The sequence below is a fragment of the Peredibacter sp. HCB2-198 genome (genome assembly GCF_045999315.1).
Lineage (GTDB): Bacteria > Bdellovibrionota > Bacteriovoracia > Bacteriovoracales > Bacteriovoracaceae > Peredibacter.
Genome location: NZ_CP174607.1, coordinates 265,024 through 279,799, shown reverse-complemented (window position 1 = coordinate 279,799; position 14,776 = coordinate 265,024). Strand labels below are relative to the sequence as shown.

16 protein-coding genes and 1 riboswitch are annotated in these 14,776 nt (G+C 43.3%); of the genes, 8 read left to right on the top strand and 8 right to left on the bottom strand.

All coding sequences use genetic code 11. The annotated features are described in order from the left end of the window. The first annotated feature begins 4 nt into the window (after window positions 1-4). Complete coding sequence (locus tag ACJVC5_RS01490; protein WP_408097612.1) at window positions 5-1,990, top strand: patatin-like phospholipase family protein; 1,986 nt, start codon at window positions 5-7, stop codon at window positions 1,988-1,990. Beyond that, a riboswitch (cobalamin riboswitch) is annotated at window positions 1,963-2,093 on the top strand. It overlaps the preceding gene by 28 nt. Window positions 2,094-2,106: 13 nt before the next feature. Further along, window positions 2,107-3,873 (top strand): TonB-dependent receptor plug domain-containing protein, encoded by a 1,767-nt coding sequence (locus ACJVC5_RS01485; RefSeq protein WP_408097611.1) that lies wholly within the window; start codon window positions 2,107-2,109, stop codon window positions 3,871-3,873. Here ACJVC5_RS01485 and ACJVC5_RS01480 read toward each other — a convergent pair. After that, the gene (locus tag ACJVC5_RS01480; protein WP_408097610.1) at window positions 3,870-4,160 is read right to left on the bottom strand and encodes a hypothetical protein; all 291 of its coding nucleotides are present in this window, start codon (window positions 4,158-4,160) and stop codon (window positions 3,870-3,872) included. The two genes, ACJVC5_RS01485 and ACJVC5_RS01480, sit on opposite strands and share 4 nt — an antisense overlap. A gap of 49 nt (window positions 4,161-4,209) precedes the next feature. Between ACJVC5_RS01480 and ACJVC5_RS01475 the strand changes: the two genes are divergently transcribed. Further along, a complete protein-coding gene (locus tag ACJVC5_RS01475) occupies window positions 4,210-4,563 on the top strand; it encodes a hypothetical protein (RefSeq protein WP_408097609.1) in 354 nt (117 codons plus the stop codon). A gap of 71 nt (window positions 4,564-4,634) precedes the next feature. On the opposite strand, the gene ACJVC5_RS01470 is transcribed toward ACJVC5_RS01475, so the two are convergent. The 7 genes from ACJVC5_RS01470 to ACJVC5_RS01440 are packed head-to-tail and all read right to left on the bottom strand — an operon-like array spanning window position 4,635 to window position 10,940. Further along, window positions 4,635-5,054: a DnaA N-terminal domain-containing protein gene (locus ACJVC5_RS01470; RefSeq protein WP_408097608.1), complete on the bottom strand. Its 420-nt coding sequence runs from the start codon at window positions 5,052-5,054 to the stop codon at window positions 4,635-4,637. 50 nt (window positions 5,055-5,104) lie between these two features. After that, entirely contained in the window at window positions 5,105-6,436 is a 1,332-nt protein-coding gene (gene hflX, locus ACJVC5_RS01465) for a GTPase HflX (protein ID WP_408097607.1), read from the bottom strand. Beyond that, window positions 6,433-7,287, bottom strand: coding sequence for a pantoate--beta-alanine ligase (gene panC, locus ACJVC5_RS01460; protein WP_408097606.1), 855 nt, complete (start codon window positions 7,285-7,287; stop codon window positions 6,433-6,435). The genes hflX and panC overlap by 4 nt, the downstream gene beginning before the upstream one ends. Further along, window positions 7,281-8,510 (bottom strand): bifunctional phosphopantothenoylcysteine decarboxylase/phosphopantothenate--cysteine ligase CoaBC, encoded by a 1,230-nt coding sequence (gene coaBC, locus ACJVC5_RS01455; protein WP_408097605.1) that lies wholly within the window; start codon window positions 8,508-8,510, stop codon window positions 7,281-7,283. Before coaBC ends, panC begins: the two co-directional genes overlap by 7 nt. Next, window positions 8,507-9,250 (bottom strand): type III pantothenate kinase, encoded by a 744-nt coding sequence (locus tag ACJVC5_RS01450; protein ID WP_408097604.1) that lies wholly within the window; start codon window positions 9,248-9,250, stop codon window positions 8,507-8,509. Before ACJVC5_RS01450 ends, coaBC begins: the two co-directional genes overlap by 4 nt. Further along, window positions 9,250-10,011, bottom strand: coding sequence for a 3-methyl-2-oxobutanoate hydroxymethyltransferase (gene panB, locus ACJVC5_RS01445; protein ID WP_408097603.1), 762 nt, complete (start codon window positions 10,009-10,011; stop codon window positions 9,250-9,252). Before panB ends, ACJVC5_RS01450 begins: the two co-directional genes overlap by 1 nt. Then, complete coding sequence (locus ACJVC5_RS01440; protein ID WP_408097602.1) at window positions 10,008-10,940, bottom strand: hypothetical protein; 933 nt, start codon at window positions 10,938-10,940, stop codon at window positions 10,008-10,010. Before ACJVC5_RS01440 ends, panB begins: the two co-directional genes overlap by 4 nt. 76 nt (window positions 10,941-11,016) lie before the next feature. Here ACJVC5_RS01440 and ACJVC5_RS01435 point away from each other — a divergent pair, with 76 nt between their 5' ends. The 5 genes from ACJVC5_RS01435 (at window position 11,017) to ACJVC5_RS01415 (ending at window position 14,776) form a co-directional block, all read left to right on the top strand. Continuing rightward, a complete protein-coding gene (locus tag ACJVC5_RS01435; RefSeq protein WP_408097601.1) occupies window positions 11,017-11,817 on the top strand; it encodes an aminotransferase class IV in 801 nt (266 codons plus the stop codon). Further along, entirely contained in the window at window positions 11,814-12,041 is a 228-nt protein-coding gene (locus ACJVC5_RS01430) for a DNA gyrase inhibitor YacG (protein WP_408097600.1), read from the top strand. Before ACJVC5_RS01435 ends, ACJVC5_RS01430 begins: the two co-directional genes overlap by 4 nt. Continuing rightward, the gene (locus ACJVC5_RS01425) at window positions 12,001-12,855 is read left to right on the top strand and encodes an inositol monophosphatase family protein (protein ID WP_408097599.1); all 855 of its coding nucleotides are present in this window, start codon (window positions 12,001-12,003) and stop codon (window positions 12,853-12,855) included. Before ACJVC5_RS01430 ends, ACJVC5_RS01425 begins: the two co-directional genes overlap by 41 nt. Window positions 12,856-12,950: 95 nt before the next feature. Then, entirely contained in the window at window positions 12,951-13,967 is a 1,017-nt protein-coding gene (locus ACJVC5_RS01420; protein WP_408097597.1) for a hypothetical protein, read from the top strand. 2 nt (window positions 13,968-13,969) lie between these two features. Further along, window positions 13,970-14,776: a HEAT repeat domain-containing protein gene (locus ACJVC5_RS01415; RefSeq protein ID WP_408097596.1), complete on the top strand. Its 807-nt coding sequence runs from the start codon at window positions 13,970-13,972 to the stop codon at window positions 14,774-14,776.

Here is a 14,776-nt window from a genome sequence, read left to right as displayed (position 1 = left end):
GGCCATGAAGTGGCCAATTCTTTTTCTACTTCTATTCTCCATTAATGCCGTTGCCTCAGAAAAGCTCGCTTTCACTCTTAGTGGAGGCGTTTCGCTCGGAAGTTATGAGGCCGGTGTCTTTTATCAACTTCTTCAAAAAGACAAAGCATCTATCACTAGAAATACCAAGGTGGTCTTTGGCGCTTCCGCCGGCAGTATTAACGGTCTCTTCGGGATCCTTGATATGTGTGGCTTTCGCGATACTAAGCGTGAACAAAGCCTCTTGTGGAAGATGTGGATTCCCATCGGGCTGGATCAATTAGAATCAAAAGATGAGAAAGTATTTTCTCTTTTAGAGAGAAAGGCTATCAAGCCATTATTTGCAGAAGCGAGAGAGCGTTGGAAAGAAGGGCTTAGTGAAGAATGCGATATCATTTACGGTGCCGCCGTCACGAGACGAACACCGCTGGTAGAAGAATTTAAACCAGGTCTAGAGATCGTGCGCCAACCAGAATTCTTCATGGTGCGGATCAAGGGAAGAGGCAAGGGGCAATATCCTTTGGTGGAAAACTATCAAACCGAAGGACTGCAGCAGTTTCGCACCTATTTACCTTTAGGGGCCTCGCCGCAAAAAGACATCAGTATCCTGTTAGATTTAATTCAGGCCTCTTCCGCTTTTCCCGGCGCCTTCACTCCTTATCTCGTCGAGTTCTGTTTACTCCGTCCGGGAGAAGTCTTTAAGAAATGTGATTCTTCCAATACTCAAAGCGAGCTTTTTATTGATGGGGGAATTTATCACAATGGTCCGGTGGGATATGCCTATGAAGTTTTGGATAAATTGACTCCCGGAAAAGACTACACGGTTTACTACCTCAACGCCTCTGCCCCTTTAGTGGCCAAAAAGAACGTCGAGCAAGTGAAGCGAAAGGATGAAGGGGTGATTCAAGACTTTTATCACCTCTTAATCGACTTTACGGTGCAGGCCCGGAAGTTTGAACTTTCAAAAAGTCTGGAAGCCAAACCCGGTCTTGGAAAACATATCAAGACCAATCCCAAAAATTACCCACTGGTGAGTGAACCGCTTTATGCATTTTTGGGTTTTGTCGAAGAAGATTTTCGTATTTCTGATTTTTATCTCGGCATGAATGATGCCGATTCGCTTAATCCTAAAAAGGCAGATACTGAAGATCATACTTATCAATGTTTTAAGCAGCACCTTCATAAAGAGCAAAAATGTACCCTGGATTCTAATCTAAAAATCCTAAGTGATCTCGCGGTCTATCGAAAAAATACTCCTATCACTGATAAACCCGATTTTGATGTGGTCTTTGATTATTTGGAAAATCATGATTTTGAATTTAAGGATCTGGGACTGGATAAGGACCAGTCTCACTATGGAAAAGTGTATTTGAAAGAACGCTTAAATAAGATGCTCAATGTTCTGGTGAAAAAGCAGCCCGAGGCCCAGCACCAAAAGCTCACATTCATCACCAGACCGGCCTTGAATTTTCTTCGTTATACTCCACCAAAAGATTATTGGTCGGCCCTTTATGCCAGTTCCCCAGAGGTGGGCTACTCCCGGGTGATTCCGACGGATTCTTTTCGAACTGCTTCTTATCGCCATTCTTATCATTTGATGTTTAATGGGATGTCGAGTTTCTTCAATCGGGCGCAAGACATCTGGGCCCTGACCCCACTGGTGGGAATCGAATACGAGCCGGTGAATCTCAATAGTGCGGTCGTGCAGTGGCATATCGGCTCTCGGCTTGGCTACATTCTGGCGGACCGGGATAGTGTAGGAACAAAACCTTGTGATGCGGATCTGGCCGAAGTTTCATCCGCCGCTTGCTCCGGAGTAACTCTGCATTTAACCGCGGCGGTAAGTTTCTTTGAACTGGTTAGACTTCAATTTGTGTATGTCCCACTAGTTGTGGATCAATTGGCCTTTAATCCCAGCCCCGAACTCATGCTACAAATAGGATTCCAGTTTGATGGTTCTATGCTAAAGTGAGTTCACTCCTGTCAAACCGGAAGCCGGTGAAAATCCAGCGCTGTCCCGCAACTGTAAGCTCATAAGAGATAAGTCAGATACGGTCCAGGAGATCAGACATTCCCGAGGAGGAAATGATGTCTAGGCTCTGGATTCTTATTTTTTTATTATCTCTTCCTGCCTTTGCCCAAGAAGAACTTGAAGTCATTGAAGTCGAAACGGTCAAAGACATCGACCGCTTTACCTTCGGGGACGCCAATGAAATTCCTGAACGCGAGATTGAAACCGCTTCTACTGCTCTGATTGCTCCCGCGATTGAAAAAACTCCTGGCATTGTGACCACTCAAAATGGTGGGCCCGGTGGGACAGTATCATTCTTCATCCGCGGCACTGAAAGCCGCCATGTGGGATTTACTCTGGATGGTTTGAAACTCAATGATAGTTCCAATACGGGACGCCTGTTTGATGCTGCTTTCATGACCTCACCGTTTCTTCGTGATGTTACAGTTCATAAAGGACCCCAAGCGGTCTTGTTCGGATCAGATGCCATGGGTGGAGTGGTGGAGCTTAAATCACGCAAAGGTGAAAATGCTCCTGAAACTAGAGTGCTGGTGAATGGCGGAAGCTTCGGTACAGTTGATGGAACGATTTCTTCTGACTGGAAAAAGAAAGATCATAACGGAACAGTGACTCTCACTCGTTTTCACACCGATGGGATTTCTCGTCTGAATGAAAAACGTTTCAATGCTACGGAAGCGGATAGTTCGGATATTACGCAGGCCACTTCTTCTTCAGAACACCGATGGGCAAAGAAATGGCAAACGGATTTTTTACTTTCCTATCTTCATGGGAAAAATGAACTAGACGGCGCGACTACAGATACCAAGAATGATCACAGTATTAATGATCAGTATTTGGTTCAGCAGAAAACGAGCTACGAATTGAATGATCAGTCTGTTCTCTTGTTAAGAAACGGCCTTAATCGAAATCAACGCTTCATTCGCATGGAATCCACTGGACCGCTTCCTTTTGAAGGGAATCTTTATCAGAACGAACTTGTCCACCGCCTGGAGTTACCGCAATGGGGATTTCTTACGGGAATCTCGAATGAGCATGAAACCAGCTCCACAACCAGTGTGGATAAAAGCTTTGATTTAAACTCCTTCTTCCTTCAAAGTGCATTCAAATCGAATGATTTTAAATTGCAGGCGGGCGGGCGAGCTGATCATCACTCCCAGTATGGAGAATTTATTACTGGCTCGGGTGGAGTGGCCTACAAAGACTTCTCGATTCAATACTCGCAAGGTTTTAAGGCCCCTTCACTTTATCAGTTATACGCCCCGGTCTTTGGAAACAAGGACCTCGTTCCTGAAAGAAACCATTCATGGGAAGTTTCTTGGAGAAAGAGTGTAGAAGAGTGGAGCAGTGGAATTACTTTTTTCCAAAATCGTCTTTCAAATCTCATCAATTATTCATTCGTAGATAATGCCTACTTCAATCAGGGGAAGTTTATTGCCGAAGGGGTGGAGCTTTCGGCCGGATGGAAATCCGAAAAATTTGAAATCGTTCCGACTTTTACCCATCAACAGTTTCGTGAGAATGAAGAGCCGGTTTTGCGTAGGCCCTATAATATGGCCCAGCTGAGTGTTTCTTATTTCCCTGAAGAAACCATTGAACTCAATGCCACTGGTCGTTGGTTTTCATCTCGCAAAGATGTGGATGAAAACTTTCAAACCGTGAAGCTGAATGGCTACTCAGTTCTGGACATTGGAGCCAAGAAAACTTGGTTTAAAGACGAAATTGGAATTCAAATCAAAAACGTTTTGGATCGTGAGTATGAAGAACTCTACGGTTACTCAGTGTTACCATTTTCGGTGTTTGCCCATTATGGCCACAAATTTTAGTGGATGATTTTGTCTTCTTCAGGTTCTGTGAAACAGCATGAGCCTTCGTGAGAATCCATCTCTACTTCAAGGCTCTCTTTGTACTCTGCAAGCTGTTCGCGAGACAAACCTAGCGAATTGGAAAGAGTCTCGCCCAAGGTAGGGACAACGACTTCGATATCAAGTCCCATTTCCTCCATCTCGGCTGCAAACTGATAGGCCTTTTCTGATTCTGTGATGGCACATTCAAACAGAACTTGCTGAGTCTGCACGTCTCTTACGAGGATTTTTGACTTTTCTTTTTCCATGGCCCAATGGTAGTAATCACTGGCCCCCTTTGTCAAAGGATACAAGCTCGTGGGTTTAATCCTCTGGATTGATCAAAATACCTTCGCAACCGGCCTTCTTGAAAAAGTCTTCAAGAAGAAGGAGCTGCCTTTCTATACTCTGCCAAGTGCTGAGAATTTCAGCTATTTAGTGGATGATCTAAAACCGGTGATGATTATTCTAGACGGAAAGACCGCCGCCACTCATGGAGATGCCTTTAAAAAGCAGTATGAAAGCTCTGAAAATATGCAGAATCTACCGTTTGTCCTTATTGAGGCGGGAGAGGAGCTGGGCTTTATTAAGAACGTTGTAGGGCAGATCCAGCGTCCATTTGATCCATTCCAGATTCCTGATCTTCTTGGAAAATTTTTAAAGCTTAATTAAATTTCCTGTATAATCGCTACATGAACAGCAATAAAGACAAAGTCATCGTTACAGTTGGAATCTTACTGACCTTACTCGTCTTCGGATTGACGCTTTACTTCCGTAGCGGGGCCTTCCGATAAGGCCATTCCTGTCGCAATTTTTGGAGCGTGATGACGCTCAGATTGTGAAATAAAAAACGAAGTTAATTTTTTATCCATCACAGAAAGTAGAACATCCACCAACTCATGATAGTGAGTGTGAATCCATTGAGCAGAGAAATGATTTGGAACTTCCAGGATCAGAACATTATGACTGATCACCAGAGGTTTTACTTGCTTGAACCATTGATGATGAACTTCGGGTCCGAGTACATCACAAAGTTGTTCAGAAAGAATTGACCAAATATATGAGGCCTTCACAACTGGATGTGCCAAGTTTAAAGATTTCTCTTTCAATCTCGCCTGACGTTCAGTCCATCGTCGCTTCAGCGTGTTTCGTGTTTTTTTCATGAGCGCAAAAGAGTAATCTGATTCCGCTCACTTACTCAAGTAAATTTTTTCTAAATTGATGTTGGATTTTCCCAATCTTTAGCTTCCGACGGAGCCAAAATAAAATTATTGAGGCCGAGTTGTTGGAAGATAAAATCTGGAATACGAATGCGATAAAAAATTCCCTGCTCATGTGAGACAGAGTTAATGATGTTCGCATTTCCTCTGATTCTCGAATGAGCTTCGCCTGCTTCGTAAGGAACAAAAAGATCGTAGTGATCTTGTTTTGAGAGGAAGAAATTGATGATGTATTCACGAAGATTCTTCATGTCTTCTTCATCATAAGAAGAAACCAGAAAAGAATTTGGATAGTTTCTCATGATGATCCGGGCACGAACTGGATCATTGAGTAGATCTTTTTTATTGAAGACAATGATCTGTTGCTTTTCTTCAATCTTAAGTTCTTTTAACACTTCTTGAGTAACACGAAGGTGCTTTTGATAGTTGGGATCTGAAATATCACAAACAATCACGAGTAGATCCGCCTCAAGTGCAGATTCAAGCGTGGTTTTGAAACCCTGAATAAGTGTGTTGGGAAGGTTTGAAATAAATCCCACTGTATCAATCATGATCATGGGTGGTTTTGAGTCTGGATTCAGTGTTCGGAAAGTTGAATCTAGAGTTGCGAAAAGTTTATTTTCTTCCAACACATTTACTTTACACAGACGGTTCATCAGAGATGATTTACCTGCGTTGGTATAGCCCACGAGGGCCGCAGTTACCGCCTGGTTCTGGCGTTTCTTTCTTTGTTGTTCACGAGACTTCTGAACTTCTTCCAATTGTCTTTTGTAGAACTCGATCCGTTCACGCACCATACGACGGTCAAGCTCGAGCTGTTGTTCACCCTCACCACCGAGGGCCGCACCGGCACTTCTTTGTTTAGAAAAGTGACCCCACATGGCGGTTAGGCGAGGAAGAAGGTACTGAAGACGGGAGATCTCAATCTGGATCTTGGCCTCTTTCGTTCGCGCGTGATGAGCGAAGATCTCAAGGATCACTGTATTGCGATCCACTACTTCCATTTTGGTGATTTCTTTAATGTTACGGATCTGAGATGCAGTTAGCTCAAAATCAAATACCAGAACAGTAGAGCCTTCTTCACGGGCGGCATCGGCAATTTCTCTGAGCTTTCCTTCGCCCAGCATGGTGGCGGGATCAAGCTGCTTACGGTTTTGAACATATTCTTCGCCATCAATCAGGCCAAGTGTTTTTAAAAGTTCCCGTAATTCACGTAGAGAATTGTTTGTTTCTAGAACCGTCGAATGACTTTCAAATTTCTCACATACCAGAGAAACGAGTGAGGCCTTCTGGCCCAGTGGAAGTTTAAATTCTTCTTGGTTCATTGAATCTCCACTTGCGTGTTGTCTAAGAGGCGAGTTGTGCCCATTTGATAGACCGCAAGAATCGTAATTTGTTTTGAGTGATTTACATCTTCAGAAAGCGTTTCCGCGTCTCTCATTTCAAGGTAGTTCCAATTTGGATCCTTGAGAGTGTCGCTAATAAAACTTTGGGCCTTCAAAAGGTTTTCTCGTTTATGATTAAGGATCTTTTTTAGCTCGTTAAGAGTTCGCGAAATAAGTAGCGAACTCGATTTTTGTTCAGGGGACAGATATTGGTTACGACTTGAAAGAGCGAGCCCTTCGTTTTCGCGAATAATCGGCATACCAATGATCTTAATTGGCATTTGAAGATCCTTCACCATCTGGCGGATGACCAGATATTGCTGATAGTCCTTCAGTCCAAAATAGGCCGATGTAGGTCTTGTTAATTCAAACAAACGGTATACCACCGTAGCCACTCCATCAAAATGTCCTGGACGGATTTTTCCCTCAAGCATAGTGCTGAGACCCAGGACTGAAACATTCTGATTCTTAGACTCAGGAAAAACTTCCTGTGGGTCCTTAGGAGAATAAACGACGACCTCTTTATTGGGAAAACGCTTCGCAAGCTCGGTAATAAGATTTATGTCATGCTCAAGTGTGCGTGGGTAACGATTGAAATCCTCATTCGGTCCAAACTGCTTTGGATTGACGAAAATAGAGAAGTAAACTACCTCGTATTCCGTTAATGCGCGCTCGAGTAAAGAAATGTGTCCTTGATGGAGATTTCCCATGGTTGGAACGAATCCAACTGGTCTTGTTTCTTTGTTACGAATGTCGTTAAGTTCTTGAGTGGTGCGAACAAGAGTTACCATGTGATCTTGCCTTCAAACCAGGCAACAAGTTTTTTTCCCAGTTCGAGTTTACTTAGTTTAACTGGACCTTTGATTGCTTGAGGTTCCACGAAGAAGTATTCACCTTCAGCTTTCTGAAAACCTTGGACCTCAGGACTTCCAATAAGACCATTGGCCACTTTGTTCCCGATCATTAGATCAACCGGCTTACGGTTCATTTTTTCTTGGAAAACTTCTTTCGTTGTTTCGGTCTCGGCCGCAAAGCTCACAATTTTTTGTTTCTTTCTGATTGAAAGGATTTCTTTCAGAATGTCGGCCGCTTGTCTGAAAGGAAGGGAAGTTCCCATCGCTTCTTTTTTAAGCTTAATTGTCGCCGTATCAAATTCGATATCAGCAATGGCACCAGTTGAAATATAAAGATCAGACTCTGGAAACACTTTCAGTGCGGCTTGTTTCATCAGCTCAGTGGTCGGAGTCTTAAGTAATTTAAAATTCGGATGGCCCAGAAGATTATCAATCGCAGAAGTACATTGATGGCCAGCAAGCACGGTCACTTCGTAGCCCGACATCAGGAAGGCCTTCGCCACTGAGATGCCCATGGTTCCGCTTGAAGGGTTTGTGATATATCTCACTGGATCAAGGGGAGAAGCAGTTGCTCCGGCGGTGATTACAACTTTTTGTTTCTTAGGAATAGTGGGATCAAAAGTTTCAATCAAATCAACGACTGCTGATACTTCTGGAAACTTACCACTTCCAATGTCTCCGCAGGCCAGAAGTCCTGCAACTGGATTAATGATTCCAATTTGTGGAAGTGCTTGAAGATTTTTAATGTGATCTTGAATGCGAGTGTTCTGCCACATCTGCGTGTTCATGGCCGGAAACATCAGTACCGGTTTTGAACCATAGGCGAGATACACACTAGAAAGAAGATCATTGGTGATTCCCATCGCAAGACGAGAAATCGTATTGGCGCTGGCCGGAGCGATGATGAATTTATCCGCCCATTTCACCAGTTCAATGTGTAGCACAGTTGAAGACTTCGAGAGATTTCCTGGAAGGAAATCATCTGTCGGTAAATAAACCGCTTCGATACCCAGATAACGAAAAGTTTCTGGTTTAATAAATTCCAAGGCACCACTAGTTAAAATGACTTTTACGGAATGTCCGTTCTTCACCAACTGTCTGGCGACGTCGTAACTTTTAAAACTGGCGATAGATCCAGAAATACCTAAAAGAATGTTCATAGTGGCTCAATCTGAGTAGTCATCCAATATTGGAGGGCCCAGTGTATCAAATGGGGATGTCCCTCCACAACTAGGCCGGTTTTCTCAGCTGTAAAAAATCCTTCCCAAAGGCTGGTTAAACCACCCGTTAGGACGATTTTTTGAATTTTATGCTCTGAAATGAGGCTCTTGGCCAGCGCGGCAAAGGCGGAATAACTCTCAGTAATGGCGTCAGCGGTCTCCTGAGGAAGTTGATGTTTGAAGTTTAAGGTGAGTGGAACGTCTTTAAGTTGTTCGCCTTTTCCATAAGTCGAGAAGTAGGCCTCAGTTCCAGGAATGATATAGCCACCCATAAAACCATTTTCAGTGACGATATCCATGGTCACAAAAGTTCCAGCGTCGATGAGGAGAGTTGGAATTTTTTCTTTTTTATAGCAGTAGTAGGCCTCAATCAGACGGTCTTCACCAAGTGTCTTGGCGTAATTCACCGGCATGCCTGCGAAACGAGTTCCGCGCCAATATTCTTTCACACGAGTGATGAGATAACCTTGCTCTTGAAGTGGAGCAAGTTCTTCTTCACGAGCTTTCACTTCACACAGAACCACGCTGGTGTTGTGAGCGCTCATACCTAATTGATTGGTATAAATTTGTAGTTCACTCCAGGGAACAACTTTAATCAGGTCCCATTTCCCTTGAACTTTTTGAAAGAGTCCGGCGTGAGGGTTAGAGTTTCCGAAATCGAGAGTAATCAGTCCTTGCATTATTTTCTCTGGTCGATGAGATATTGAGTAATAAGATTTTTTCTTTCTTGATAGTGGTCCGCGATTGGCGGGCAAAACTTAGGGGGAGTTCTTTGTCCCATTTTTAAAAGATCATTAATCACGAGAACCTGTCCGTCGGTTTTTTTACCGGCACCAATTCCAATAGTTGGAATTTTTAGTTCTTCCGTGATTCTGGTTGCAACTCCTTCTTCCACCATCTCAAGTACGATAGAAAAACAACCTGCGGCCTGAAGAGCACGGGCCTCTCTCATGAGACGTTCCCCATCGTCTTCCGTTTTACCGTGAGTGAAGTAGCCACCTAGCTGGTGAACAGATTGTGGAGTTAGACCAATATGACCCATGACTGGAATTCCAGTCTGAGTCAGACGTTCAATAAGTTTTAATTGATAAGGGAAAGCACCTTCGAGTTTAATCGCTTCACAACGAGTGGTTTGGAAAAGTTTAGTCGCCGAGTGAACTCCTTGAACAACTGTAGAATAGCTTCCAAAAGGAAGATCCACGATGAGGAATTTATCTGGAGCTCCACGACGGACGGCCTTACCAAAAATTTCCATTTCATTTAAGGTCACTTCAACCGTTGTTTCATATCCCAGCACCACATTTCCAACTGAATCACCAACCAGGATCATGTCCAGATCAGTTTCGTTAAAAAGCTGCGCCATTTGGAAATCGTAACAGGTAAGGACCTGAAGTTTTTGTCCTTTGGCCTTCTTGATGTCACGAAGATTTAATTTTTTCATGGAGAGTCCTGATGAATTTTATGAAAGGTCTTCATAAGCGGTGATTTAGCCCAACGTTCACGGATAATTTTTCGTGTCTCTTCCAGATTGGCCTCATCCAGTTCTTGATTAAACTTACCATTCTGAATCTCTGTAAACAGAGACCTTAGGTTTGAGTGAAATTCCGGGGTGAAAAGTTTGTGATAACCTTTTTCCGCACCAATGAGCGCGTTCGGACTTATGAGATCAAAAAAACCTTCTGGGCCTTTATCCACCATGGCGTTCACAATGAGTTTCAGTTCATGCCAGCACTCGAAGTAGGCAAGCTCTGGTTCAATTCCAGCTTCCACTAAATGGCGAAACATTTCGCCGGCAGTGTAGGGAATGAGTGAACAAAGAAGTCCTTGTTCAGAATATAAATCCGCCTGGGTCTCACGTTCAAAGCTTGTCATGTAAGGGCCCATATTGATCCCCATAGCATGTGCTAGTTTCATGAGCCATTTTTCAATGGCCATGGTTTCGCCCTGGAAAAACTCCAGAGAATAAACAGCGCCCAGTTTCCCCTTCAATTCATACTGACGACGAAGTTCTGAACCAATGGATTTGGGTGCGTACAGAACATGCTGCAGATGAGGGAACCGTTTATGAAAGTTATGCTTTAAAAGTGAGAAGCCATGAGCATAAAGAATCACACTGCCTTCTTGAAATTTGTGGCCGTGTGTTGTCATGATATCCTGGTGAGTGAGATCAGGAGTGAGAAGCGCAAAGGCCTCTCCGGTATAAAAGTCTGGGCTGCCAATTTCAACAACATTGAAACCAAGTTTGATTGCAGTCTCAATGGAAGGGCTGTCTGGCTTTAGCGCCACTCTGACGGGGAATCCTGAATCTTTGAGGTTTTGTGACCAGGCACGCGCCTGATTTCCAAAGCCAATGATGGTTAGTCGCATCATAAAAATGACTAGTTTGAAACTCCTCATCAACGCTATCATGAGTATTTGAACGTTGGCCAAGTTTTAAGAGGTAAAAGTGTTAGAAACTCATAATAGAGCATTTATGTACGGAGAATCGGTTTTTACCACTGTGCGAATGCTCAATGGGGAATTGAAGGATTGGGAATATCATTTCGATCGTCTTCGAAAAGGTACTGAATTTCTGTATGGACCTTTTACCGACGCAGATGAGTGGGTCGCCTTGTTTAAAAACATGCTTGAGACCCGCATGCTTTCTGAAAGTGGGGACCGGGTCTTACGCATTACCGTTTATCGTGAACAGCAGGGACGTGGTCTTGTCCGTAGCGGGCTAATTTCAGTAACTGATTTAAAGCTGCACTTATCTTCGACCCATTTTGATAAATTACGAACCGAAGGAGTTTTTAAACTTCGTACCTGTCCGGCAATTATGCGTCCACGTTGGTGGCCATCTTACTTAAAAGCAGGAAATTATCTTGAGACCATTCTGGCGCAGAAAATTTATCTAACAGAGATAGATGATGATCTTTTGTTTCTTGCCCCGGATGATACGATTTTAGAATCATCAGTGGCCAATATTTTTGTGGTTCGCCATGATAAGCTTTTTACTCCGCCTCCTGGTCCGAACGTTCTTGAGGGAGTGATGAGAAAAAAGATTTTGGAAGTTTCGAGAGAGTTTTTTAAAGACACTGAAGAGGTGGCATCCAGGATCGAACAGGTCTTTAAGGCCGATCTGGTCTTCGGATCCAATTCTGTCCGTGGACTGTTTTTAGTGGACCACATTGATGGCAACGAATTAAAGTATAGTCAGGCCATGTTAGATAAATTTGAAATGTTAAAAGCAAGAGTTCTCAAATGAAACAATTGATGGTGACTTGTCCCACTTGTAAGCAGAAATTTAATTATTACTCGTCGGAGTTTCGTCCTTTTTGTTCGGAAAAATGTCGCTTGATAGATTTAGGACAGTGGTTGACTGAATCCTATGCTGTACCGGTTGAAAAATTGACCGAAGAAGAAATTCAAACTCTGGAAGAATTAGTTCATGAAAAAAACGCAGAAGAAGAAAAAAAACACCACGATTGATCTTTCTCAGGTTCTCGAACTGATGATCGAGTGGTCTTTCGAGTGTGGAGAGATTCTTAATTCTCATTTGATCCGTTCATACAATGAGCCTCTGAAACTTCTGGACAAGGGGAAGCAAGGTCTCGCCACTGAAGCAGATCTTTTATCAGAGGCCTATGTCATGAAGCAGATTCATGCTCATTTCCCTGATCATAAAATTCTCTCCGAAGAAGATGCATTTTCCCGTGAACTTAAAATGGAAGGCGTAGATGAAGATCAGTACTTGTGGCTGATTGATCCACTGGATGGAACCAATAATTTTTTCAATAAAGTTCCGTTCTTTTGTGTGAGTCTCGCTCTTAATAAAGGCAGTCAAACTCTAGCGGGAGTTGTCTATAATCCTGTGACATGTGAACTCTTTTATGCTGTCCGAGGTGGCGGGGCCTATCTCATGCGGTTAGTAGGGGACAAAGAAATTAAAATTCGCCTTAAAGCCACCAAGTCGAAGAAGGTCTTTAAGGAAGCGCTTTTGTCGGCCAATCTTACGAGTAAACGAGTGGAGAAGGATCTCCTGAAAAGTTTTCCGGAAGTTCGCGCCATGAGACGTTTAGGAAGTGCGGCCTTGGAACTAAGTTATGTGGCGGCCGGAATGCTCGATGCTTACTGGGAATACCGTCTTCAACCTTGGGACATGGGCGCAGCTGGTTTAATTTGCGAGGAAGCCGGAGTAAAAATCTCAAACATTAAGGGCGAAAAATATCATCCATTTGGTGTTTCTGTCCTTGCGGCAGACCCTGCTCTCTACACTCCTTTGAAGAATATCCTTAACAAGTAGAAAATTCTTTACTTTGACAAGAATTCTGATGGGTTAGATAATGTAAACACTAAGCAGCGTGTTTATCGCTAGCGAACTATATCCACGGAGGGGTTGTGTTCGATTCAGTCATTAATTACATGGATAAATTTGGGCCTGAACTATTGGTCATTCAGTTCGGTTTTCTTATTATCCTTTCAACTCTCTTCCTATGGTTATGGTTTTCGAACCGTCGTAAATACCACAATCTAAAACATGCAATTCCTGCAACAGTTGTTAAAAGCTATTTAGATTCAATTATTCAAAATTCGACCGCACTTAAATCGTCACTTTTCAGAGGGGGCGGGTTAGATGTTGCTGGTGGAAGTGTTCCTTCAGTTATGCCTCTTCAGAATCTTGCTGGTGGGGATGGAATTGCTGTCTCAGGAGCTCCATCAACTGCATTACTAGAAGAAATCAATCAGAAGAAGGCCTATATTGCTTCACTTGAATCACAACTTTCTTCAACTCAAGGTTCACAAAGAGAAATCGAATCAAAACTAAATCAATCTCAAGGTAATTTGAATTCTGCTGAAAACAAAATCAAAGAACTTGAAAAGCTTCTGGCCGATGCTCGTAACAATGCAGGCCCTACTGGTGGTGCAGGGGACGCTGGCCTTAAGAAAGAACTTGATATGGTGACAAGAGAGCGTGATGAAATTCGCGATCGCTTGAAAGAATTCGAAATCATCTCAGATGATCTTGCGAACTTAAAACGTCTCCAACAAGAGAACGAGCAACTTAAGCGTTCACTTGCGGCCCAAGGTGGTACGATCCCAGCAGCTCCGGCACCGACTCCTGAGCCGACTCCAGAACCAGCAAAAGCAATTGATCCAAACAATATTCTTTCAACTGCAGATGTCTCAGACCTTTTGGCCGATCTTGGCCAGTCAGCTCCAGCTGAGAGCACTGATACAAATGCTCTAGAGGATTTCCTTGCTTCTGAAGAACCTGCTGCTGAAGCAGCTCCGGAAGAAGATACTTCTGAGGCCGATATGCTGGCCGCTATGAACGAACAGAAAACTGAAGACAAATCTAAATCAGATAAGACTCCTGAAGATCTTCTATCTGAATTTGAAAAAATGTTGGGGTAAAAATGAAACTTGCCGCTCTTGTGTGTCTCATGGGGATTTCTTCGCTCTCATTTGCAGCTGCAACTGAGAAAAAGATCCAACTTTTAAAGGACCCAAACGGCAGAACGATGCCTCTAGTAAGAGAGGACATCGTGACCTTGGAAAGACTTCAGAACATGTTCATGATGGATGCTCGCACTCCGGGACTTCATGCCATGTTAAAACGCAACACTTTCAAACATCGTCAAAAAGCTGTTCCTGTTCTTATTAAAGTGATGAAAGACAGTAAGTATCCCGAACAGAACCGTTGGCATGCCACCATGCTTCTGGCGCAAGTCATGGGAACGAAATCAGCGCCTTTCATTGCAAAATTCGCTGATCATCCTCATTGGATGATGAGAGTTGCCGCTCTTAAAGCTCTTCTTGGTCTTCGTCAGACCGAGTATCACGCAGTCTATGCTAAGGCCTTGAAAGATCCTTCTCTTATTGTAAGAGTACAGGCCCTGGACAATATTTCTCAGCTCAAAATTTCTTCTCTTGGTCCAAATGTTTGGAGCATGATGTATGACCAAAGTAACTACACTGGCGAGAAGGGCGCTCGTAAGAGAACTTCGATCGTGAAAAGCATCATCCGCACTGTAGGTGATGTGAAATTTGAAAAGGCCCAGAAGCCTTTGGCAAAGCTGATTCAAAAACCTAAATATCAGGATCTGATTGAAGATCTGGATTATTCTTTGGAAAAAATCACTGGGGAAGTTTCACCAAATTCAGTCGAACAACGTCGTAAGTTCTGGTCGAAAGTGGCCTTAACTAACGATAAGAAAATCTAA

Bases quoted from the DNA above. Each gene is read 5' to 3' on its own strand.
- ACJVC5_RS01470 (WP_408097608.1), bottom strand. From the start codon at position 5,054: ATGAAAAAAACACGAAACACGCTGAAGCGACGATGGACTGAACGTCAG.
- ACJVC5_RS01415 (WP_408097596.1), top strand. From the start codon at position 13,970: ATGAAACTTGCCGCTCTTGTGTGTCTCATGGGGATTTCTTCGCTCTCA.
- ACJVC5_RS01450 (WP_408097604.1), bottom strand. From the start codon at position 9,250: ATGCAAGGACTGATTACTCTCGATTTCGGAAACTCTAACCCTCACGCC.
- ACJVC5_RS01440 (WP_408097602.1), bottom strand. From the start codon at position 10,940: ATGATGCGACTAACCATCATTGGCTTTGGAAATCAGGCGCGTGCCTGG.
- ACJVC5_RS01425 (WP_408097599.1), top strand. From the start codon at position 12,001: ATGAAAAAAACGCAGAAGAAGAAAAAAAACACCACGATTGATCTTTCT.
- ACJVC5_RS01430 (WP_408097600.1), top strand. From the start codon at position 11,814: ATGAAACAATTGATGGTGACTTGTCCCACTTGTAAGCAGAAATTTAAT.
- panB (WP_408097603.1), bottom strand. From the start codon at position 10,011: ATGAAAAAATTAAATCTTCGTGACATCAAGAAGGCCAAAGGACAAAAA.
- hflX (WP_408097607.1), bottom strand. From the start codon at position 6,436: ATGAACCAAGAAGAATTTAAACTTCCACTGGGCCAGAAGGCCTCACTC.
- ACJVC5_RS01485 (WP_408097611.1), top strand. From the start codon at position 2,107: ATGTCTAGGCTCTGGATTCTTATTTTTTTATTATCTCTTCCTGCCTTT.
- panC (WP_408097606.1), bottom strand. From the start codon at position 7,287: ATGGTAACTCTTGTTCGCACCACTCAAGAACTTAACGACATTCGTAAC.
- coaBC (WP_408097605.1), bottom strand. From the start codon at position 8,510: ATGAACATTCTTTTAGGTATTTCTGGATCTATCGCCAGTTTTAAAAGT.
- ACJVC5_RS01480 (WP_408097610.1), bottom strand. From the start codon at position 4,160: ATGGAAAAAGAAAAGTCAAAAATCCTCGTAAGAGACGTGCAGACTCAG.
- ACJVC5_RS01490 (WP_408097612.1), top strand. From the start codon at position 5: ATGAAGTGGCCAATTCTTTTTCTACTTCTATTCTCCATTAATGCCGTT.